Origin of the sequence: Streptomyces sp. CA-181903, assembly GCF_050937075.1 — a bacterium.
Lineage (GTDB): Bacteria > Actinomycetota > Actinomycetes > Streptomycetales > Streptomycetaceae > Streptomyces.
Window position 1 is genome coordinate 640,405 of the sequence record NZ_JBNJLY010000001.1, and the last position, 18,958, is coordinate 659,362.

The 18,958-nt window shown below is 74.4% G+C and carries 18 protein-coding genes and 1 pseudogene; 11 read left to right on the top strand and 8 right to left on the bottom strand.

Translation table 11 applies throughout. The features are described from left to right. Positions 1 to 71: 71 nt before the first annotated feature. A complete protein-coding gene (locus ACQEVS_RS02875) occupies positions 72 to 1,328 on the top strand; it encodes an SLC13 family permease (RefSeq protein ID WP_433014714.1) in 1,257 nt (418 codons plus the stop codon). A 478-nt stretch (positions 1,329 to 1,806) separates the two neighbouring features. Here the strand turns inward: ACQEVS_RS02875 and ACQEVS_RS02880 are convergent, their stop codons facing one another. The 3 genes from ACQEVS_RS02880 to ligD all read right to left on the bottom strand — a co-directional run bounded on the left by ACQEVS_RS02880 (position 1,807) and on the right by ligD (position 4,790). Beyond that, a complete protein-coding gene (locus tag ACQEVS_RS02880; protein WP_433014717.1) occupies positions 1,807 to 2,997 on the bottom strand; it encodes a hypothetical protein in 1,191 nt (396 codons plus the stop codon). A gap of 224 nt (positions 2,998 to 3,221) precedes the next feature. Then, positions 3,222 to 3,629, bottom strand: coding sequence for an SH3 domain-containing protein (locus ACQEVS_RS02885; RefSeq protein WP_433014720.1), 408 nt, complete (start codon positions 3,627 to 3,629; stop codon positions 3,222 to 3,224). A gap of 102 nt (positions 3,630 to 3,731) precedes the next feature. After that, a complete protein-coding gene (gene ligD / locus ACQEVS_RS02890; RefSeq protein WP_433014723.1) occupies positions 3,732 to 4,790 on the bottom strand; it encodes a non-homologous end-joining DNA ligase in 1,059 nt (352 codons plus the stop codon). Positions 4,791 to 4,868: 78 nt separating this feature from the next. Between ligD and ACQEVS_RS02895 the strand changes: the two genes are divergently transcribed. The 3 genes from ACQEVS_RS02895 (at position 4,869) to ACQEVS_RS02905 (ending at position 8,079) form a co-directional block, all read left to right on the top strand. Further along, positions 4,869 to 5,930: an ATP-dependent DNA ligase gene (locus tag ACQEVS_RS02895; RefSeq protein ID WP_433014726.1), complete on the top strand. Its 1,062-nt coding sequence runs from the start codon at positions 4,869 to 4,871 to the stop codon at positions 5,928 to 5,930. 115 nt (positions 5,931 to 6,045) lie between these two features. Continuing rightward, the gene (locus ACQEVS_RS02900; RefSeq protein WP_433014729.1) at positions 6,046 to 6,450 is read left to right on the top strand and encodes a hypothetical protein; all 405 of its coding nucleotides are present in this window, start codon (positions 6,046 to 6,048) and stop codon (positions 6,448 to 6,450) included. A 585-nt stretch (positions 6,451 to 7,035) separates the two neighbouring features. Beyond that, positions 7,036 to 8,079, top strand: coding sequence for a glycoside hydrolase family 6 protein (locus ACQEVS_RS02905; protein ID WP_433014732.1), 1,044 nt, complete (start codon positions 7,036 to 7,038; stop codon positions 8,077 to 8,079). A gap of 57 nt (positions 8,080 to 8,136) precedes the next feature. Here ACQEVS_RS02905 and ACQEVS_RS02910 read toward each other — a convergent pair whose 3' ends face one another. Together ACQEVS_RS02910 and ACQEVS_RS02915 are read right to left on the bottom strand one after the other, a co-directional pair. Next, positions 8,137 to 9,288: a hypothetical protein gene (locus ACQEVS_RS02910; RefSeq protein ID WP_433014735.1), complete on the bottom strand. Its 1,152-nt coding sequence runs from the start codon at positions 9,286 to 9,288 to the stop codon at positions 8,137 to 8,139. Between the two features lie 71 nt (positions 9,289 to 9,359). Beyond that, positions 9,360 to 11,368 (bottom strand): annotated as a pseudogene (locus tag ACQEVS_RS02915) (glycosyltransferase family 2 protein). Positions 11,369 to 11,617: 249 nt separating this feature from the next. Between ACQEVS_RS02915 and ACQEVS_RS02920 the strand changes: the two are divergent. The 4 genes from ACQEVS_RS02920 (at position 11,618) to ACQEVS_RS02935 (ending at position 14,005) form a co-directional block, all read left to right on the top strand. After that, a complete protein-coding gene (locus ACQEVS_RS02920) occupies positions 11,618 to 11,746 on the top strand; it encodes a DUF6126 family protein (RefSeq protein WP_433014738.1) in 129 nt (42 codons plus the stop codon). A gap of 276 nt (positions 11,747 to 12,022) precedes the next feature. Further along, a complete protein-coding gene (locus ACQEVS_RS02925) occupies positions 12,023 to 12,385 on the top strand; it encodes a DUF6233 domain-containing protein (protein WP_433014741.1) in 363 nt (120 codons plus the stop codon). Positions 12,386 to 12,545: 160 nt separating this feature from the next. After that, complete coding sequence (locus ACQEVS_RS02930) at positions 12,546 to 13,511, top strand: hypothetical protein (protein WP_433014744.1); 966 nt, start codon at positions 12,546 to 12,548, stop codon at positions 13,509 to 13,511. A gap of 92 nt (positions 13,512 to 13,603) precedes the next feature. Beyond that, positions 13,604 to 14,005: a hypothetical protein gene (locus tag ACQEVS_RS02935; RefSeq protein ID WP_433014747.1), complete on the top strand. Its 402-nt coding sequence runs from the start codon at positions 13,604 to 13,606 to the stop codon at positions 14,003 to 14,005. A gap of 77 nt (positions 14,006 to 14,082) precedes the next feature. Here ACQEVS_RS02935 and ACQEVS_RS02940 read toward each other — a convergent pair whose 3' ends face one another. After that, entirely contained in the window at positions 14,083 to 14,496 is a 414-nt protein-coding gene (locus tag ACQEVS_RS02940) for a hypothetical protein (protein WP_433014750.1), read from the bottom strand. 209 nt (positions 14,497 to 14,705) lie between these two features. Here ACQEVS_RS02940 and ACQEVS_RS02945 point away from each other — a divergent pair, with 209 nt between their 5' ends. The 3 genes from ACQEVS_RS02945 (at position 14,706) to ACQEVS_RS02955 (ending at position 16,806) form a co-directional block, all read left to right on the top strand. Further along, a complete protein-coding gene (locus ACQEVS_RS02945; protein WP_433014753.1) occupies positions 14,706 to 15,155 on the top strand; it encodes a VOC family protein in 450 nt (149 codons plus the stop codon). A gap of 152 nt (positions 15,156 to 15,307) precedes the next feature. Further along, complete coding sequence (locus ACQEVS_RS02950) at positions 15,308 to 15,586, top strand: acyl carrier protein (protein ID WP_433014756.1); 279 nt, start codon at positions 15,308 to 15,310, stop codon at positions 15,584 to 15,586. Continuing rightward, the gene (locus tag ACQEVS_RS02955) at positions 15,583 to 16,806 is read left to right on the top strand and encodes a beta-ketoacyl-[acyl-carrier-protein] synthase family protein (protein WP_433014759.1); all 1,224 of its coding nucleotides are present in this window, start codon (positions 15,583 to 15,585) and stop codon (positions 16,804 to 16,806) included. Before ACQEVS_RS02950 ends, ACQEVS_RS02955 begins: the two co-directional genes overlap by 4 nt. Positions 16,807 to 16,890: 84 nt before the next feature. Here ACQEVS_RS02955 and ACQEVS_RS02960 read toward each other — a convergent pair whose 3' ends face one another. Both ACQEVS_RS02960 and ACQEVS_RS02965 read right to left on the bottom strand, forming a co-directional pair. Then, positions 16,891 to 17,103, bottom strand: a complete 213-nt coding sequence (locus ACQEVS_RS02960) for a DUF5302 domain-containing protein (protein WP_433014762.1) — start codon at positions 17,101 to 17,103, stop codon at positions 16,891 to 16,893. A 121-nt stretch (positions 17,104 to 17,224) separates the two neighbouring features. Next, positions 17,225 to 18,652 (bottom strand): HEAT repeat domain-containing protein, encoded by a 1,428-nt coding sequence (locus tag ACQEVS_RS02965; protein ID WP_433014765.1) that lies wholly within the window; start codon positions 18,650 to 18,652, stop codon positions 17,225 to 17,227. Between the last annotated feature and the right edge of the window lie 306 nt (positions 18,653 to 18,958).

Below are 18,958 nucleotides of genomic sequence, written 5' to 3' on the forward strand. Positions count from 1 at the left end.
CCGGTGATCAGACTCCCGACCGAACCATCCCGGCCGGCGCCCGCCCGCGCGACCGATCCGGGAGCCGTCCGATGAGCGCTCCCCTGGCCGAAGTCCTCTCCGTCGTTCTCCTCCTGGCGGTACTGGCCTGCACGGTGGTGCGGCCCTGGGGGCGGTCCGAGGCGGTGTTCGCCGTTCCCGCGGCCGGGCTGGTGGTCGCCGTCGGGGCGGTCCCGCTGGAGCACGCCCGCGTTGAGGCCGTGCGGCTCGGGCCGGTGATCGGTTTCCTGGCGGCCGTCCTGGTCCTCGCCCGGCTGTGCGACGACGAGGGGCTGTTCCGGGCCTGCGGCGCCTGGATGGCCCGTACCGCCGCCGGACGGCCGCACCGGCTCCTCGCGCAGGTCTTCGCGCTGGCCTCGCTGATCACCGCGGTGCTCAGTCTGGACGCCACGATCGTTCTGCTGACGCCGGTGGTGTTCGCGACCGTCGCCCGGCTCGGTGCCCGGCCCGGGCCGCACATACACGCCTGCGCGCACCTGTCGAACACCGCGTCGCTCCTCCTCCCTGTCTCCAACCTCACCAACCTCCTGGCGTTCGACGCGACCGGCCTGGACTTCACCCGGTTCGCCGCCCTGATGGCGCTGCCCTGGCTGGTCGCCATCGGGACGGAGTACGCGGTGTTCCGGCGGTACTTCGCCGCCGACCTGGCCGCCGGCGCCCAGGCGCCGCCCTCGGCCGGGCCGCACGAGGTGCCGGTGTTCGCGCTGGCCACGGTGGCGGGCACCCTGGCGGGCTTCGTCGTCACCTCCGCGTTCGGGGTCGAGCCCGCGTGGGCCGCCCTCGCCGGGGCGACGGTGCTCGCGGTCCGCGCCCTGACCCGGCGCCGTACGACACCCGGCGCCCTGCTGCGGGCCGCGTCGGTGCCGTTCCTCGCCTTCGTCCTGGCCCTGGGCATCCTGGTCCGGGCGGTCGTCGACAACGGGCTCGCCGCCGGCCTCGGCCGGCTGGTCCCGGACGGCACCGGGCTGTGGGCCCTGCTCGCCCTCGCCGCGCTGGCCGCCCTGCTGGCGAATCTCGTCAACAACCTGCCCGCCGTACTGGTGCTGCTGCCGCTGACCGCCCCCGCCGGTCCCGGCGCGGTGCTCGCGGTGCTGCTGGGGGTCAACATCGGCCCCAACCTCACCTACACCGGCTCCCTGGCCACCCTGCTGTGGCGGCGCATCGTGCACGAGCACGACGAGGAGGTGTCGCTGGGCGAGTTCACCCGCCTCGGCCTGCTCACCGTGCCCGTCGCCCTGGTGCTGTCGGTGGTGGCGCTGTGGGCGTCGCTCGCCCTCGTCGGCCCCTGACACCACACGGAGGGCCGGGCACGGGCGGCCGGGACGGCCGTGCCCGCCACCGCCCGGGACGCCCGGGGCCTGATCGCGCCGACGCCGTCCGCTCCACGCTCCCGAGGACTCCGACGTCACCCTGCCGCACATCACCGGCCCGGCACCTGCGCCGGACCGCCCGGCCACGGCCGTCCGAAGCGCGCCCCGGGCCGGGAGCCGGAGCGGCCGACGGCGGCGGTCGGGGACGGCATGTGCCCGGCGGGCGCGTACGGGCCTGGCGGAGCCGATGACCGTGGCCGCCACAAGTGGGCACTGATCCACCGGCCCCGGCCCGGCACGGCGGCCGGCCCGCCCCGGCCTCAACAGCTGCGGCCCGACGGGCCGCTTCGTCGCCGGCCGCGCGGCCCGTCCCGGCCTCCTCGCCCCCGCAGGCGCCGGCGGACCCCGGACACCGTCGGGGCCGTGACCGCTCCCCCGCCCGGGCGTGCGGCGCCCCTCACCGCGAGACCGGACGCGGCCCCTCCGCCAGTCGGGCGCGGACGTCCGCGGCGGCGTCGAGGCTGCCGGGCACCTGCTCCCACAGGGCGAGCAGGGCGGGTGCGAGCAGCGACGCCCGGTCCCCGCTGTGCTGCCAGCAGTAGTGGGCGCGCTTGAGGGCCGCGACCGCCTCGGCGTCCGCCGGGCCGCCGCGGGCCAGCCGGTTGGCGGCGGCGGACATCCACAGTTCCGCCGCGCGCGGGTGGTCGCCGGCCAGCCGGGCGAGGTCGGCGCGGACCTCGATCCACAGTCCGGCCTCGGCGCTCTGCGGGCCGTGCCGGCGCAGCACCTGCTGCTCCCAGGCGGCGGCCATGGCGGCGGCCTCGTTGTGCCGGCCGGCGTTGGCGGCGGCCAGGATGCGCGGCAGCGCGTCCTCCTCGCGGGCCGGCGTCGGCGGGGGCCCGGCCGGCGGGGCGGCCGCCGGGACGACGGGCGCGGGGACGGCCGCGGCGGGTGCCGGGGCGGCGTGCGCGGGGTTGGCGAGGACGGGCCCGGGCGTGCCGTGCCGCAGGACGAGCCGGCCGTCGGGCAGCCCCGCCTGGTCCAGGGCGAGTTGGTGCAGCAGGGCCGGGTCGAGGACGGGTCCGGCCGTGGGGTGGCCGAGGTCGAGGGCGGTGAGGAAGGCCCGGGTGTAGGGCGAGGCGCCGGCGGGGGCGCGGTCCGGGCTGGGGGTGACGACGCCGCACACCGCGGGCCCCGCGGTCAGCCGTCCGTCCCGGACGGCGGCGGCGACGTGCGGCCAGGATCTCTCGTCGGCCTCGACGTCGACCACGAGCAGGGTCGGCCCGGCGTGTTCGCCGAGGGTGCGGGTCAGCCACTCCCACGGCAGTCCGGTGTAGCGGACCGTGCCGGGGGTGCTCTCGCGGAGCGCGAGGTGCACCTCGCCGCCCTTGCGGGCCGGCACCATCAGGTGGCCGGTGACCCACACCAGCAGGGGCCCGGGGACGGTGGCGGCGTCGCGGAGGTAGGCCAGGACGCTCTGCGGCCCGGCCATCGCCGGGAGCTGGACCACGTCCGCGGTCGCGGCGGCGAGGAAACCGCGCGGACCGGCCCCGGCGACGGCGTGCGCGGTCGGGTTCGGCACCAGGCCCCGCCGCCGGTCGGGGGTGCCGTCCAGCAGCAGAACACAGCCATGGGTCAGGTGGTCCAACGCGTTCTTCCTTCCGGCCGATACGGAGGCTCGTGGCCCGGTGCGGTGCCCGGTCCCGGACGCCACGCCCGGTGCTGGTCCCACGTCCGTGCGCTACGTCCCGTGCGGTACGTGAGGCAACTCTAGGCGCCACCACTCGTATCGGCTCCGGCAATCACCCCGTGCGTACGGGGTGGGGGTCCCGCCCGCGACGCGGACGGGACCCGGTGCGCCCTGCGGGCGCGTCAGCCCATGGCGCTGCGCGACGCGGGACTGTCGTCCACGGCGCTGCGGTTGAGCATCCGGCAGTAGGGGACGTTGGCGGCCTTGTCGTCGATGTACTTGGCCGCGACCCAGGTCTGGCGGTCCCTCAGCTGGTACCAGACGTTGTTGCCGCCGATGTCCTGGGCGCGGACCTTGCACCGCAGCCCGATCTGGATCCGGTGGCGCAGGATGCCGCGCACGGAGGCGTCGGTGCTGGGCAGGGCGCGCTCGTTGACGCCGGTGCGGGCGCTGACCGTGCCGTACGCCCGGGCGGCGCCGTCGGGCGTCGCCTCGGCCGGTGCGGCGAACAGCGCGGTACCCGCCGCGGTCGCCGCCAGCACGCCGGCCACGGTGAGCCGGCCGGCACGGGTCGCGAGTCTCCTGTACATGGAACTCCTCTGGTACGAGGTGGGAACAGAGCATTGCCCAGATTCCACCCCCAATGTCCGGGTAAACACGGACAACGGGTGATGAGCCCGACTGGCACGCCGTCAGATGGCCGTATCCCCCGCCGCGTCCCCCGCCGCGTCCGTCCCGCCCCGGTCCGTCTTCTTCGCCCGGCTGGGCTGGACGCGCTTGGGCTCGCCCTTCATCTTCGGGTGCTCCGGCGGGTACGGCAGGTCGCCGAGCCCGTGTTCGCTCTCGTCGCGGGCGGCGAGCTCCAGGGCGGCGTCCAGGCCGCAGGGGTGGTTCTCCATGTCGGCGTGCACGTCGCCGAGTTCGGCGTACCGGGCCGGCATGGTGGTGATGTCGAAGTCCTCGGGGACGGCGCTCTCCAGTTCCTCCCAGCGGAGCGGCGCGGAGACCGGGGCGTGCGGGCGGGGCCGGACGGAGTAGGCGCCGACGATGGTGCGGTCGCGGGCGGTCTGGTTGTAGTCGACGAAGACCTTGGCGCCGCGCTCCTCCTTCCACCAGGCGGAGGTGACGTGCTCGGGCATCCGCCGCTCCAGTTCCCGGGCGACGGCGATGGCGGCCCGCCGCACCTGCACGAAAGTCCAGCGCGGGGCGATGGGCACGAAGACGTGCAGGCCCCGGCCGCCGGAGGTCTTGGGCCAGCCGGTCAGCCCCAGCCCGTCGAGGAGCCCGCGCAGTTCCAGCGCGGCGCGCACGGCGTCGGCGTATCCGGTGCCGGGCTGCGGGTCGAGGTCGATGCGCAGCTCGTCGGGGTGGTCGGCGTCGTCCCGCCGGACCGGCCAGGGGTGGAAGGTGAGGCAGCCGAGGTTGGCGGCCCAGAGGACGGCGGCGGTCTCGGTGGGGCAGATCTCGTCCGCGTACCGGCCGCTGGGGAAGGCGATCCGGCCGGTGGGGATCCAGTCGGGGAGGTTCTTGGGCGCCCGCTTCTGGAAGAACGACTCGCCGTCGACGCCGTCGGGGTAGCGCTCCAGGGTGGTGGGGCGGTCCCGCAGGGCCCGCAGGACGCCGTCGCCGACGCTCAGGTAGTAGCGGGCGACGTCGTACTTGGTGTAGCCGCGCTGCGGGAAGTAGACCTTCTGCGGGTTGGACAGCCGTACCGTCCGCTCGCCGACGGTCAGCTCCAGCGTCTCTGCCATGCGGCCACGCTAAGGCGTCCGGGGGCCCGGGCGCCTGTCGGCGGGCGGGCCGGCGCCGCCGCCCGCACAATCGGGATCATGGACCTTCCGGTGATGCCGCCCGTGGAGCCGATGCTCGCCAAGCCCGCCGCGACGATCCCTCCGGGCATGCAGTACGAGGCCAAGTGGGACGGCTTCCGGGCCGTCGTCTTCCGGGACGGTGACGAGCTGGAGCTGGGCAGCCGCTCGGGCCGCCCGCTGACCCGCTACTTCCCGGAGCTGGTGGCGGCCCTGAAGGACAACGTGCCGGAACGCTGCGTCCTGGACGGCGAGATCGTCGTCGCCCGCGGCGGCCGGCTGGACTTCGACGCCCTGCTGGAACGCATCCACCCGGCGGCGTCCCGGGTCCGCCATCTGGCCGAGACCACCCCCGCCGCGTTCGTCGCCTTCGACCTGCTGGCCCTCGGCGACGCCTCCCTGCTGGCCACCCCGCAGCGCGAGCGCCGACGGATGCTGGAGGACGCGCTCCGCGACGCCGGAGACCCGGTCTTCACCGCGCCCGTCACCTACGAACTCGACGTCGCGCACGGCTGGTTCGAGCGGTTCGAGGGCGCCGGCCTGGACGGGGTGATCGCCAAGCCGCCGGACCTGCCGTACCGGCCCGGCGAGCGCGCCATGGTCAAGGTCAAGCACGAGCGGACGGCCGACTGCGTCGTCGCGGGCCTGCGCCCGCACAAGAGCGGGCCGGTGGTCGGCTCGTTGCTGCTGGGCCTGTACGACGCGGCGGGCCGGCTCCAGCACGTCGGCGTGTGCGGCGCGTTCACCATGAAGCGGCGCCAGGAGCTGATGGCGGAGCTGGAGCCGCTGCGCATGCCCACCGCCGAGGGCCACCCGTGGCAGGACTGGGCGGACGCCGACGCCCAGGCCGCCGCCCGCCTCCCGGGCGGCCCCAGCCGCTGGACGGGCAAGAAGGACCTCTCCTGGGTCCCGCTGCGCCCGGAGCGCGTCTGCGAGGTCGCCTACGACCACATGCAGGGCGACCGCTTCCGCCACACGGCCCGCTTCCGCCGCTGGCGCCCGGACCGCGAGCCGGGCGGGTGCACGTACGCGCAACTGGAGGAGCCGGTGTCGTACGACTTGGCGGAGGTGCTGGGAGGTTGACCCCCTGGGCTCCCCAAGTCCCGTACCGCCATAGCGATATATGCGGTGACATTCCCCTGAAGGGCCTATTCCGGCGGAACCTGGGCAGTTCGTTCTCAAAGGAGCTGTCCGAATCATGATGTACCTGGGGGAGTTCATGCCGGACGAACAGGCGGGTGACGCGGTGCGCGAGGGAAGTCCCGACTCGGCGGTCGACCGGGTGGCCGACTTCTACGGCGCGTACATCGACGCGGTCTTCGACGGGACCGACGACCTGGGCCCGGAGCTCCGCGCCCACTATCTGACGGAGGACCTCCGGCAGCGGCTGGCCGCCTGGGAGGAGGCCAACCACGCCGACGGCGTACTGCGCGCCCAGGACGTGCCCACCCACTGGGAGGTCCGCTACCACGACTCCGGTGCCGGACACCTCTTCACCACGGTCACCCTCACCTGGGGCACCGGCCCGGACGCCGGGCACACCCGGCTGGCGGTGCAGAGCGATCTGAGCACCCGGCTCATCTCGGACATCGAGGACGGCTGACGAGCGCTCCGGACGGGCGGGTGGCCGACGGGCGCCGGGTGAGGTCGGCCGGGCACTGTGGGTGGCAGCGGGCGCCGCGCGTGGCCGGGTGGCCGAAGCGGGAGCCTGGCACCGGGGCGCGGGCCGCCCGGCACTCGGTGACCGGCACCCGCCCCGATTCCCCCCGCGGCGTCAGCCGCCCCTCACCCGGCCGGCCCAGCGGCCGACCCACACGGCGCAAGCCCGCGCGACCTGACGGCCCGCCACCTTACAGCCTGGTACGACCACGGTTGCCCAGGTGAAGGGTGGAGCCCATGCGCACCACGAGTCCGGCCCGCGTTCTCGTGCACGCCCGGCGGGGTGCTGTTCTGCTGGCGAGCGCCGGGGCGGTGTGCCTGCCGCTGTGCCCGGGACAGGCGGGCGCCGCGGACGGGGTGACGGCCGGGGCCTCCCCGTTCTGGGTGGAGCCCTCCGGTCCGGCGGCGCGCCAGGTGCGGGTCTGGCAGGAGCGCGGGCGGGAGGGGACGCGGAGGCGTTGCGGCGCATCGCCGACCGCCCCGCGGCCGTCTGGCTGCCGGGGACGATCCCCGGGCGGAGGCGGAGCGGGTGACGCGCGCGGCGGCCGCCGCCGGAAGCGTCCCGCTGCTGGTGGCGTACAACATCCCGCACCGCGACTGCGGCCAGTACTCCTCGGGCGGGGCCCCCGACGCGGCGGCGTACCGCCGGTGGGTGGCCCGGGCCACGGAGGGCATCGGAGACCGCCGGGCCTGGGTGGTGCTCGAACCGGACGCCCTCGCCCACCTGGCCTCGGGCTGCTCGTCGCCGCCGGACGCCCAGGCGGAGCGGCTGGTCCTGCTCGGCGAGGCCGTACGGGCCTTCAAGGCACTGCCCCGGACGTCGGTGTACATCGACGCGGGCAACGCGGGCTGGGTCTCCGACCAGCAGCGGCTGGCGGACCTGTTGCGCCGGTCGGGCCTGGAACACGCGGACGGCTTCGCGCTGAACGTCTCCAACTTCCAGACCACGCCCGTCACCCGCGCCTACGGCGACCGTCTGTCGGCCCTCCTCGGCGGCGCCCACTACATCATCGACACCAGCCGCAACGGCAACGGCCCGTTGCCCCGGCAGGAGGGCAAGGAGGACGCCGGCGACGAGGCGTGGTGCAATCCGCCCGGGCGTGCTCTGGGCGCACCGCCCACCACGGTGACGGGCGCCCCGCTGGTGGACGCGCTGGTGTGGGTGAAGCGGCCGGGCGAGTCGGACGGCGCCTGCCGGGGCGCGCCGCCCGCCGGGCACTGGTGGGCGGCGTACGCGCTGGGCCTGGCGACGACGGAACCGACGCTGCCGCCGGAGGCCCCACCGGAGGCCGCGGCGCCACCCCCGACTTCCACGGCCCCGCCCGCGCCTCCCGCGCCTGCGGCCCAGCCCTCGCCTCCGTCCCAGCAGGCACCTCCCGCCCGGCCTTCACCTGCCGCACAGCCTTCGCCTGCCGCACAGCAAGCGGGTCCCGCCCCGGTACCGTCCGCCGGCCCGGGCGCGAGTCCCGCCCCGGCCACCCCGGCCGCCCCGACGCCCGCGTCACCACCACCCGTCCCGGCCGCCGCTCCCCCGGCACCGGCCACCGCCCCGGCGCAGCGGGCACGCCCCTGACATCACCCTCCCCCTGGCCTGCGGCGGCGGGCCGGGCGCGCCCGCCGCCGTACCGTCTCAGAGGCCGCGGTCCGCCCCGCCGAGCCCGTCCGCGTCCACTCCCACCATGCGCATGAGCGCCTCGGTCATCTCCCGCGCCGAGAGCTTCTGGGCGCCGGAGGGCGCGTCGACCGTCACGGACGTGCTGTCGAAGCCGACCGTCAGCGGCAGCGGGGCCCGTACGTCCTTGTCCAGCGCGGCCATGTCGAGGGTGACGGCGGACAGCCGGCCGCTCTTCAGTGCGACGTCGAAGACGACGTCCTTGTCCGGAGCGTTCTCCAGCGCGCTCAGGTCCTTGCCCTTGCCCGCCGTACGGAGCTGTTTCTCCAGGGGCTTGAGGGCCTCGGCGAGCTGCCCGGCGGCCTTGCGGGCGGGGACGGTGACCTTCACGTGCTCGGCGCCGTTCCTGGTGCCGGCGTCCTTGGTCACGGAGTTGTCGGTGAGCGTCTTCCGGAGGGCGTCGGCGACCCGCTTCTGCGTCTGCGCGTCCGGTTCGCCGGAATCACCGCCGCCCTCGTCCCGCCGGCGCCTCTTCTTCGCCAGCTCCTCGAACTCCCGTGCGTCCAGGACGACCCACTCCCCCTTGAGCGCGTTCCTGACCGCGGCCAGCGAGTCCGGCATCCGGTCTATTCTCTTCAACGCCTCTTCGAAGTCGCGGCGTTCGGACCGCTCCCCGGCGTTCTTGGGCTTCACCATCCCGGCGAACGCCTTGATGTCGCCGCGCAGGTACATCCTCCGGTCGACCGACCGCAGTTCCGCCAGGACCGTGCCGTCCTTCTTGGCCAACCGCCCGGCCGCGGACGCCCGGTGCGCGTCCTTGCCGCCGTCCCGCTCCTTCAGTGGCTTGTCGGAGACGGCGGCGTAACTCAGCTTGAGATCGGCGAGGATGCCGGCCGCGTCACGGTCGACCCCGTCCTTCCCGTCCTTCCCCTCCTTCAGCGCCGCGTATATCGCGTCGGCGTCCGCGTCGAGCGCGAACTCCACCGCGACGGCCCGCTCCTCCCCCAGTCGTTCGAACGCTCTCTCCACCTTGGCGCCGGCGTCGAGCTTCTCTTCCGTGCCACAGGCCACCGCGCTGCTCGCCACGACGAGCGCGCAGCAGGCGACGGCCAGGCCGGTGTGTTTGGCAGCGATGACGATCCCCCAGATCGAATACCCGTTTGAGTACACTCAATTACACACAGTGAGTCTCTGTCAACGGTTTTTCGCCCCTCCCCGCCGAACGCGGTACGGCACCGGCGTCACACCGGCGTCCGCTGCCCCACCGGCCGGGCCGACTCCGGTTCCTGGCCGCCGTCCTGGGCGCCACCCGGGCCGCCGTCCGCCAGGGCGGGGAGCGGCCCGCGGCGGCGCTGCGCGCGCAGGCCCGCCTGCCATACGCCCAGCGGGATGAGCGTCGTCAGCAGCCCCAGGAAGGCCCAGATCCGCATCGCCGTGTGGGCGTGGCTGAGCACGATCGAGGCGAGGAGCGCGAACGCGAGGACGGCGGCCCACGTCAGGTGGGTGCGGAAGGTCAGCACCCGGTCCGGGCTGGCGGAGTCGCCCTTCGGGGTGACGACGAACCGGGAGCGGCGGCGCAGCAGGGCCTCGCCCAGCGACCGGGCGTACAGGGGCGCCGAGAGGGCGGACATCAGCATGCCCGCGGTGCCGGACGAGCCGGCGGGTTCGTGGGGGCTGACGTTGTGGCGCCGGTTCCAGACGTACAGGCCGACCTGGAGGGCCGCCGCGTCGCCGTAGAGCATCAGCCACACCTGGGACTCGACGTTGATGCCGGAGGCGCCGAGGGCCAGGAAGAGGACGCAGGAGACGGCGCCGAGAACCCAGTTGAGGGCCGCCATGGGGTAATAGGCCACCATGAGCGAGTAGTTGACCACCCGTCCGGGCGACATGGTCCAGACGGCGCGCCAGAACTGGCGGAGCAGCGTCTCGTAGGTGCCGCGGGACCAGCGGAGTTGCTGGGAGAAGAAGTCGGTCCAGGAGGAGGGCCCCTCGCCGACGGCGAGCACGTCGGGGGTGTAGACGGAGCGCCAGCGGCGGCCGGTGGCGGGGTTGCGGCGGCGGTGGATCTCCAGGCCGGTGGCCATGTCCTCGGTGATGGAGTCGTAGAGGCCGCCGATCTGGCGGAGCACGCTGACGCGGACGCAGTTGCTGGTGCCGACGAACATGGGGGCGCCGTAGGCGTTTCCGGCCCGCTGGATGAGGGCGTGGAAGAGGAACTGCTGGCTCTCGGCGGCCTTGGTGACGGCCGTGGTGTAGTTGCCGTAGACCTGCGGGCCGACGACGAAGGCGACGTCGGGGTCGCGGAAGTAGCCCATCATCCGTTCCAGGAAGTTGGGCAGGGGCACGTGGTCGGTGTCCACGCAGGCCATGAACTCGTAGTCGTCGCCGTGCGCGTCGAGCCAGGCGTTGTAGTTGCCGTGTTTGGTGCGGGCCCGGAAGCTGCCGGAGGGCTGGTTCCAGCGCTCGACGCCCTTGCGGGTGAAGTGCCGTACGCCGAGCCGTTCGCAGAGCCGCTTCACCTCGGGGTCGTCGCCCTCGTCGAGCAGCCAGACGTCGAGCACGCCGTCGTGCCGGACGCGGACCGCGCCCTCCAGGGTGGCGCGGACCATGGACAGCGGTTCCTTGCCCGGGACGAAGCTGGTGAGGAACGCGACCCGGGTGCCCGGCTGGGCGCGGACCGGGACGGGGTCGCGGGCCACCCAGGTGGCGTGGGCGTTGGAGACGACGTTGACGAGGCGGAACGTCTCGATGAGACCGATGGAGAGCGTCATCACGGCGTCGGCGGCGCGCTCCCAGCCGTCGATGAACGGGCGCTCGACCCAGTGTTCCGGCTGCATCAGCCATACCAGCAGGGCGAGGGAGACCAGGGGGCGGCCGTGACCAGCAGCAGCGCCCCGAGCTGCCCGCGGATGCCGCCGGCGACCAGGCGCCGGTAGCGGACCCGGTAGACGCCGGCGGGGGGTTCGGTCAACTCGCCCGCCAGTCTGCTGAATCCGTCGTAGTCGTAGTCCGGCGGGGGTTCGGACGGTGCGGGGGCGACCGGTTTGCCGCCGCGTGGGCCATCGGGGCCGCCACCCGGGCCGCCCGGGGTGCCGCCGCCCGATCCGGGGGTGCCGGGTCCGCCGGGGGCCGAGCCGCCGCGGCCGCCCAGGGCGGGTACGACGTCGGCCGGCCCGCCGTCGAACGGCAGGCCCCCGGCGGCGATCCCGCCCGCCGGGATCCCGGCGGCGGCCGCCCCCTCGCCGGACACGTTCGCGGCCTTCCTTCCACGGGCCGCCGCAAGTCGGGCCTCTCGCGCAGAAACCGCCACCACCACACCCCCAGCCGCACAACGGACAGACGGGACCAAGCGGCCTCAAGCTAACAAACCGATCCTCTGATCATGTGACAAACGCACCGGACATGCCCTGCGCTCCCCCACATGGCCCCCGCCGATGACGTCGGGGCACCCCCGCACCGTGACCTACGATGATCGAACGGTGTTCGACGGGAGCGGTGTGTGACAGACAGCGAGAAGCAGGCCGAGAAGGCGATCGGCCGGCGCGTGCTGGTCTACATCGTCCTCGGCCATCTGCTGGCCGGATTCATCTGGCTGCTCTTCTACCTCGGATCGCACGCCTCGCACTGACCCGCGCGGGGCACCGGGCGACCGGTTGTTCACAAGGACAGGTGATTTCCGAACGTACGGAATCCCTTCTTCCCCAACCGTCCGATGCACCCTGAATACACGCTTGTCCTATGCCCGGTCGGAACGGCGCAGCCACGGCCCTCCGGCGGCGGCCACAGGGCCGCGGGCACATGCCGAAGCGAACCGTACACCCTGGTCAACCCGCAGGTGGGCGCAGTGAGATCATCCTTCGGATCAGGGGTCGGGAGGGCTTCCACGCTGCTACTGTCCCCCGTCATGGAGGAGCTCTTCAGCCCAGACGAACTCGACCGTATCGAGGCCGCGGCGCATCGAGTCGGCCGCTCCCCGCACGACTGGATCCGCGAGATCGTGCTCAAACGTCTCTCCGGGGACTCCGATCGGACGCACATTTCCCAGCGCCGGACCCTGCGCCCCGATTTCGAGGACGCGGTCTGGCCCATCACCCTCTACCGCCGTTCCGGCGGCGTGCTCCAGGAACTGCACCACGCCGGGTGCTGGGTGCCGAAGGGCGGCGAGGACACCCTGACGACCGCCGAGGCACGGGCCCAGATGGCCACCCACGACGTCCGCCCCTGCGACGCCTGCCAGCCCGAGCGGTTCCTCACCCCGTACGCCTGAGCCCCGCGGGCCCTCCCGGGCCCGGTCCCCGTACCCCCGAGCCCCGCCGCGCCCGGGCTCCCGCGCCGTCCCGGCGCCCGGGCACTCGTACACCCGCGCGAGCACACCAACTACGCTGTCCACGTCAAGATCATCAGATGGCTGGGCGGGGTTGTTGGGCATGAGGGCAGGGACACGGCTCACCGGATGGGCGACCGTGCTCGTCGGATACGCCACCGCGCTGCTCGCCGTACTCCCGTATGGCACCGTTTCCTTCGCCGAACAGCCGCCCAAGCGCCACCTGCTCTGGATGATGGGCGCCACGGCGGCCTGCGCCCTCTCCTGGATCCTGACCTCCCTGGTGGTCCGCGCGCGCCGGCGGGCCGCACTGCGCCGCGAAGCCTCCCGGCGGCGTGCCGCGCGCGGCCGGGCGGCGCGCCGCCGGGCCTCCCGCCGGGGTTACGGGGCCCGGCCGGAGCCGCCCCGGTCGCGCGCCCTCTCCTGGGTGCTGGGCCTCGGCATCGCCCTCACCAGCGCCGCCGCGCTCAGCCAGGCGGTCGGTCCGGACGGTGCGCACGGCCTGTGGCTCGCCGAGGTGAACCGGGCCGGCGGGCGCGTCCACCAGCTGACGGTCGCGAAGGTGATCGGCACGCCGCAGGCCACCGGCGCGGCCCAGCGCAACGTCGAGGAGTTCAGCTCGACGATCGTCGTCACCGTCCCGTTCGACTCCGGCCCGCGCCAGGTGACCGTCGACGGCGTGCGGACCCAGGGGGAACTGGAGCAGGGCCGCTCCATCAAGCTGCTGTACGCCCCGAGCCGCCCCGAACTGGGCGTACGTCCGGCCGGGGACGACGACCTCTCGTCCACCCTCGGCCGCGTCGTGGTCCGGCCGGTGATCTGGATCCTCGCCCTCGTCGCCGGGCTGAGCACCGCCGTCGCCATGCACCGCCGGGAGGCGGGGGTCGCCCGGGCCCGGCGCTTCGAGCCCTGGGTGCACCTGCCCGCCGCGGCATTCCTGGCCGGCGGGGCGGTGCTCGTCGTCCCGCTGCTCACCGGTTTCCCGACCACCGCGACGGGCTGGGGCCTCGCCGCCGGCGCGGCGGCCTGCCCGTGGCTCGCCCTGGCCTGGGTCGTCCGGACGAGCTGAGCGCGGAGCCTCCGGCCGCCCTCCGGCCACCGGGAGACGGCAACTCGCGTGACGCGGCTACGATTTGACGTGATCTTGAGGAAGGGGCGCCGATGGGTACCAGGTTTATCGAGGTGGACGAGTCACGGCGGGGCGAGCCGGGAGTGCGGAAGGGGGGCAGGACGCTGACGGTCGGGGACCAATCCATCACCCAGGAGACATGGGTGAAGGTCGAGGCGTACGACGACCTCGATCCGACCGTGACCGAGGACGTCCACCTCCACACCTTCGCCGTCCCGGGCATGGACGTGCGGGTGGGAGCCGGGAGGAACGACGGTTCCGGTGAAGGCGACGGCGGCGACTTCGAGACGAGACTCGTCCCGTCCCTCCAGTACTACCGGATAGAGCTGGGGCCCGAATCCCTGAACAGGCTCCACGACGCGCTGGAGCCCTTCATCGCCGCCGCCCAGGAGTGCGAACCGCCGAAGCCGCGCAGGGCCCGCGGGGCGAAGTAGCCCGGGAGGGGAAGGCGAGGGCCCCTTCCGAGGGCTCCCGGGGAAGTCCCGGCAGCGCCCGGAAGGGGGACCCGTCGTCAGGAGCGCCGACGGCGGAACGCCTTGCGCACGAAGTGGATGATCAGCCAGATCGCGACGATCACCAGGATGATCACGACGATCAGGATGATCAGCAGGGCGATGCCCAGCTTCGCGAAGAAGCCCTTCTTCTTCTTTTTCTTCTCCTTGGCCAGGACCTGGTCCCCGGCATCGGCCCGCTGGACCCGCGCCACCGGCCCTGCTTCGGACCGCGTCCCCGCCTCCGCCGCGGCGGCCGGTCCGGCGGCGGTCACCGTCCGTACCTGCTGTACCGTCCGGGTCTCGGGCCGGGTGCCGGCGGCCGACGCGGGCGTGGCCAGCAGAGCGGTGCCCAGCGCCAGCGCGACGACAGCGGAGATCCGGCGGGCGAGACGCCCCCGGTACCGCTTCCCGTGCCGCTGTTCGCTCTTCATCGACGCCCCCATCTATCGGTGCTGATTCTCTGTCGGATGTCCGCCGTCGGGCCGACACCGTCGGCGGCCGTCTGGCGGAACCCCCCATTATCCGCACATCGACCGGGGACCGAGCAGAGCACGTACGACGCGGAGCGGACCGATTGCGTGTGCGACCGGCGAGACGCTATGAAGATCACGTCCCATCCCACCCCTCTCGGGAGACCTCCATGCCCCTGCACTGGAAGCTCGTCGTCGACTGCGCCGACCCCAACCGGCTGGCCGCCTTCTGGGCCGCGGCCCTCGACTACGAGGTCGAGGACCACGCCGCCTTCATCGGCCGGCTCCTCGCCGTGGGCGCCGTCGGGCCGGAGGACGTCGTCGAAGTCGACGGACGCCGGGCGTGGCGCGGGCTGGCGGCGGTCCGGCACCCCGATGACCCGGTCGACGCGGAACGGGGCATGGGCCTCGGGCGCCGCATCCTGTTCCACGCCGTCCCCGAACCCAAGCGGGGCAAGAACCGGCTGCACATCGACGTCCACGCCGCCCCCGGGGAGCGTGACGCCGAAGTGGCGCGTCTGGAGGGGCTGGGGGCGTCGGTGGTGCGCGTGGTCACCGAGCACGGTGGCGGGCACGTGACGATGACCGACCCGGAGGGCAACGAGTTCGACGTGCAGTGACCCGGCCGTAAGCAGGGCGGCCGGCGTGTTGCTCCGGACAGGTGTCGTCGCACCCGCCGGCCCGCGCGCGTCGGCGATCGTCATACAGCCTGCTTGTTAGGTTGCCGACGCCCCACCCTTCGGCCCCCGGGCCCTCGGCAGTGAGGAAAGGCATGACATCTCTGTACGAGCCCATCAGGTCCTGCTTGGGCCGGTACTTCGACATTCCGATGGAGAACATCCGCCCCGACAGCACCATGGAAGACCTCGGCATGGACTCGCTCGCCCTGGTGGAGCTGATGTGCGTACTGAAGGACGACCTGGGCCTGCGGATCCCGTCCGGTGACGACCCGCTCTCCCTGCGCACCACCTTCGCCGAGGCGGTGGCCGCGGTGGAGGCGGCGCAGCGGGCGCCCGAGTCGGTCGCCGGACCCGCGGGCCCGTCCGCGTGAGCGCCGGTTCCGTCGCCGTCACCGGCCTGGGGCTGGTCACGCCCGCCGGAGTCGGTACCGAGGCGACCTGGCGGGGAGTCTGCTCGGGGAAGCCGACCTCCGCCCTCGACCCCGAACTCGCGGGCATGCCGGTCCCGATCAGCTGCCGGGTCCCCGCCTACGACGTCCGGGCCGTGGTCGGCCGCCAGACGTGGCGCATGGACCGCTTCGCCCACCTGGCCCTGACCGCCGCCTGGGAGGCCGTCGCCGACGCCGGCCTGGACCCGGCGACGTGGGACGGCGCCCGCGTCGGCGTCGTCGTGGGCGTCGGGACGGAGAGCAAGGAGACGGCGGCACGGAGCTTCACGAAGCTGCTGCGGGCCGACTTCGAGGGCGTCTCCCCGCTCACCGTCCCCCGGATCACCGTGAACGCGGCGGCGGGCGAGATCGGCATCGCCCTCCAGGCGCTCGGACCCAGCATGGCGGTGACCACGGCCTGCGCCTCGGGGGCGACCGCCCTGGGCGTGGCCCGGGACCTGCTGCTGGCGGACCGCTGCGACGTGGTGCTCGCCGGGGGCGCCGAGGCCCCTTGCCACCCCATGTCGTCGGTGTCGTTCTCGCAGATGAAGGCGCTCTCCAGGCGGCTGCACGACCCGGCGGGGGCCAGCCGCCCGTTCGACGCCGACCGGGACGGGTTCGTCCTCGCCGAGGGAGCCGGGATCCTCGTCCTCGAACGGCTCCCCGACGCCCGGGCCCGGCGCGCCCCGGTACGGGCGCTGCTGGCCGGGCACGGCACCTCCACCGACGGCTACCATCACGCCGCCGCGCACCCCGAAGGGGCCGGTCTTGAACGGGCGTTCAGGGCCGCGCTCGCGGACGCCGGACTGGAGCCGGCGGACATCGGGCACGTCAACGCGCACGGCACCTCGACCCCGATGAACGACCGGATCGAGGGACACACCCTCAGCCGGGTGTTCGGCCGCCGTCCGCCGCCGGTGACCTCCGCCAAGGGCGTGACCGGGCACATGCTCGGGGCCGCCGGGGCCGTCGAGGCGGCGCTGGGCGTGCTGACGCTGGAGCACCAGCTCGTCCCGCCCACCGCCAACCTCGAACGCCTCGATCCGGAACTGGACCTGGACGTGGTGGCGAAGGAGGCGCGGCCGTGCCGCGTCGACGCCGTGGCCAGCGACTCGTGCGGGTTCGGCGGGCACAACGCCGTCGTGGTGCTGCGACGGGCGTGACGTACGCGGCCCGGGCGCTTCCCCGGGCCGCCGTCGGCCGCCCGGGACCGTCCGCCCGTCGACCGCACCCGGCCGGCCCGTCCGTCAGCCGCTCTTGCGGCGGAACGACCGCTGGCCGCCGGCCTTCCCATGGGTGCCGTGGATCTTCGAACCGTCCTGGCCGCGGGCGCCGGCGCCCCCTTCGGGCGTCTTCCCCCGCTTGCGGTCCAGCGCCTCCCGGAACCTGCGTTTCACATCGTCCTCCGCGGCCCCGCCTGTATCGGCGCCGCCCTGCTCTGCCGCCGTTGAATCGGGCATCAATACCTCCTGAAGACACGGGTGTTCGCCACAGCTTCGCACAAAAGGGGCGCGCCGGGGCCTGTCGGGCGTGGAACCACCGGAACAGGCGCGCGCCGTCTGCCGCGCGCCCGCCGGCCGGTCAGACCGGGGTCGCGTCCGGGCCGAAGCGGTCGCAGGCCGCGGTCTGGACCTCGGCCTCCTCGGCCGGATCGGCGGCGAGCCTGCGGAGCTGGTCCACCACCCGGGAGTCCGCCGTGGCCGCGTGGCGGGCCGCGAGCTCGCGGGTGGTCTCCTCACAGTCCCACAGGCACTCGACGGCGAACCCGGCGGCGAACGAGGGGTCCGTCGCCGCGAGCGCCCGGGCGGCCCGGCCGCGCAGGTGGGAGGAGGACGTCTCGCGGTAGAGGTGGCGCAGGACGGGCGCGGCGCAGCCGATCCCCAGGCGGCCCGCGCCGTCGACGAGGTCCCAGAGCACGGGGGCGTCGGGGCCCTCGGTGCGGACGGTCCGGCGCAGGGCGCCCAGCACGAGCGGCGCGTCGTAGGCGGCGCCCCGGCAGGCGAGCATGCCCGCGGCGGCGGCGCCCAGCGCGTCGGTCCGGTGCACCCAGGCGCGGGCGCGTTCCAGGGCGGCGGGGCCGCGCATGCGCTCGAAGGCGGTGACGGCGGAGTCCGCCACGGTGCCGGACGGATCCGCGGCGGCGGCCTCGATGAGCTCCAGGGCCTGCGGGTCGTCGTGCTCGGCGAGGTAGCGCAGCGCGGTGGCGCGGGCGGCCTCGGGGCCGAAGGCGGCGGCCTCGATGATCTCCAGGCGGTCCTCGGGGCCCGCCACGGCGTTGAGGCAGCGGGTCGCGGGGACGTGGCGCTGCTGCGGCGGGTGGAGGGCCAGGCCCTCCTGCGCCCAGCCGAGCACCTCGCGCACGCTCCAGCCGGGCCGGGGGCCGGCCGGGCGCAGCTGTCGCTGCCAGCGGTCGAAGGAGCCCTGCTCCCGGGCGGCGCGCACCCGGGCGGCGGTGGCGGGGGCGTGCGGATCCTCGGCCCAGATCCGCCAGGGGCGGGGCTCGAAGGCGTCCCGCACCGCGGCGGCGAGGGCGGCCTCGCCCTCGGGGGTCTCCGGGAAGCGGGCGACGACGGCCTCGCCGAGGGCGGCCAGGGCGGCGTCGTCGTCGCGCACGGCCAGCTCGTCCAGGGCCCAGCTCCAGTTGCCGCCGCCGGCGGCGTAGCGGCGGAGCAGCGCCAGGGCGTCGTCGCGGCCGTACGAGGCGAGGTGGCCGAGGACGGCCAGGGCCAGGCCGGTGCGCTCCTCCGCGGGGTCGAGGAGGTCGTCCGGGTGGAAGAGGTGCTCCTCGATCTCCGCCAGGTCGCCGTCGAGATCCAGGTAGAGCCGCGCGTAGTACAGGGACCGGTTCTCGACCTGCCAGTCGCGCCGGGGGTCGCGGAGCACGCACTGGTTCAGCGCCGCGAGGGCCTCGGCCCGCGGCGCCGCGAGGGCGTGCAGGGTCCCGTCGCCGCGGCCTCGCTGGAGGAGGCCGAGCAGGGTGCCGCTGGGCGCTATGTCTGGATCGAACATGAGGTCAGCATCCGGTGCGGGGGGTCGGCTGGCAACGGGATTTCCGTCGTCCGGCATTCTTGCCGGTGTCCACCCGGGCTATGCCTGGTGAACTGTGGGGACTCGGGGACCGAGCGCCCGCAGCCTACCCGGAGTCGGGCGTTCCGCCGAGCCTCTGTCCGATTTACCCCGTCACGCCGCTGACATATGCCGGAGTCACCACCGGATCGGGTATGGCCAAACGACTTACGGGCCCTCGCCCGCTGTGCAAGAGTCGTCACGCAGTCTTCCGGAGTCGTCACGCGGTCTTCCGGCCGCTCTCGCGGA

What these genes read in the sequence shown, in the direction of transcription:
- ACQEVS_RS02875 (WP_433014714.1), top strand. Translation starts at nt 72, where the DNA reads ATGAGCGCTCCCCTGGCCGAAGTCCTCTCCGTCGTTCTCCTCCTGGCG.
- ACQEVS_RS02885 (WP_433014720.1), bottom strand. Translation starts at nt 3,629, where the DNA reads ATGTACAGGAGACTCGCGACCCGTGCCGGCCGGCTCACCGTGGCCGGC.
- ligD (WP_433014723.1), bottom strand. Translation starts at nt 4,790, where the DNA reads ATGGCAGAGACGCTGGAGCTGACCGTCGGCGAGCGGACGGTACGGCTG.
- ACQEVS_RS02895 (WP_433014726.1), top strand. Translation starts at nt 4,869, where the DNA reads ATGGACCTTCCGGTGATGCCGCCCGTGGAGCCGATGCTCGCCAAGCCC.
- ACQEVS_RS02900 (WP_433014729.1), top strand. Translation starts at nt 6,046, where the DNA reads ATGATGTACCTGGGGGAGTTCATGCCGGACGAACAGGCGGGTGACGCG.
- ACQEVS_RS02925 (WP_433014741.1), top strand. Translation starts at nt 12,023, where the DNA reads ATGGAGGAGCTCTTCAGCCCAGACGAACTCGACCGTATCGAGGCCGCG.
- ACQEVS_RS02930 (WP_433014744.1), top strand. Translation starts at nt 12,546, where the DNA reads ATGAGGGCAGGGACACGGCTCACCGGATGGGCGACCGTGCTCGTCGGA.
- ACQEVS_RS02935 (WP_433014747.1), top strand. Translation starts at nt 13,604, where the DNA reads ATGGGTACCAGGTTTATCGAGGTGGACGAGTCACGGCGGGGCGAGCCG.
- ACQEVS_RS02940 (WP_433014750.1), bottom strand. Translation starts at nt 14,496, where the DNA reads ATGAAGAGCGAACAGCGGCACGGGAAGCGGTACCGGGGGCGTCTCGCC.
- ACQEVS_RS02945 (WP_433014753.1), top strand. Translation starts at nt 14,706, where the DNA reads ATGCCCCTGCACTGGAAGCTCGTCGTCGACTGCGCCGACCCCAACCGG.
- ACQEVS_RS02950 (WP_433014756.1), top strand. Translation starts at nt 15,308, where the DNA reads ATGACATCTCTGTACGAGCCCATCAGGTCCTGCTTGGGCCGGTACTTC.
- ACQEVS_RS02960 (WP_433014762.1), bottom strand. Translation starts at nt 17,103, where the DNA reads ATGCCCGATTCAACGGCGGCAGAGCAGGGCGGCGCCGATACAGGCGGG.
- ACQEVS_RS02965 (WP_433014765.1), bottom strand. Translation starts at nt 18,652, where the DNA reads ATGTTCGATCCAGACATAGCGCCCAGCGGCACCCTGCTCGGCCTCCTC.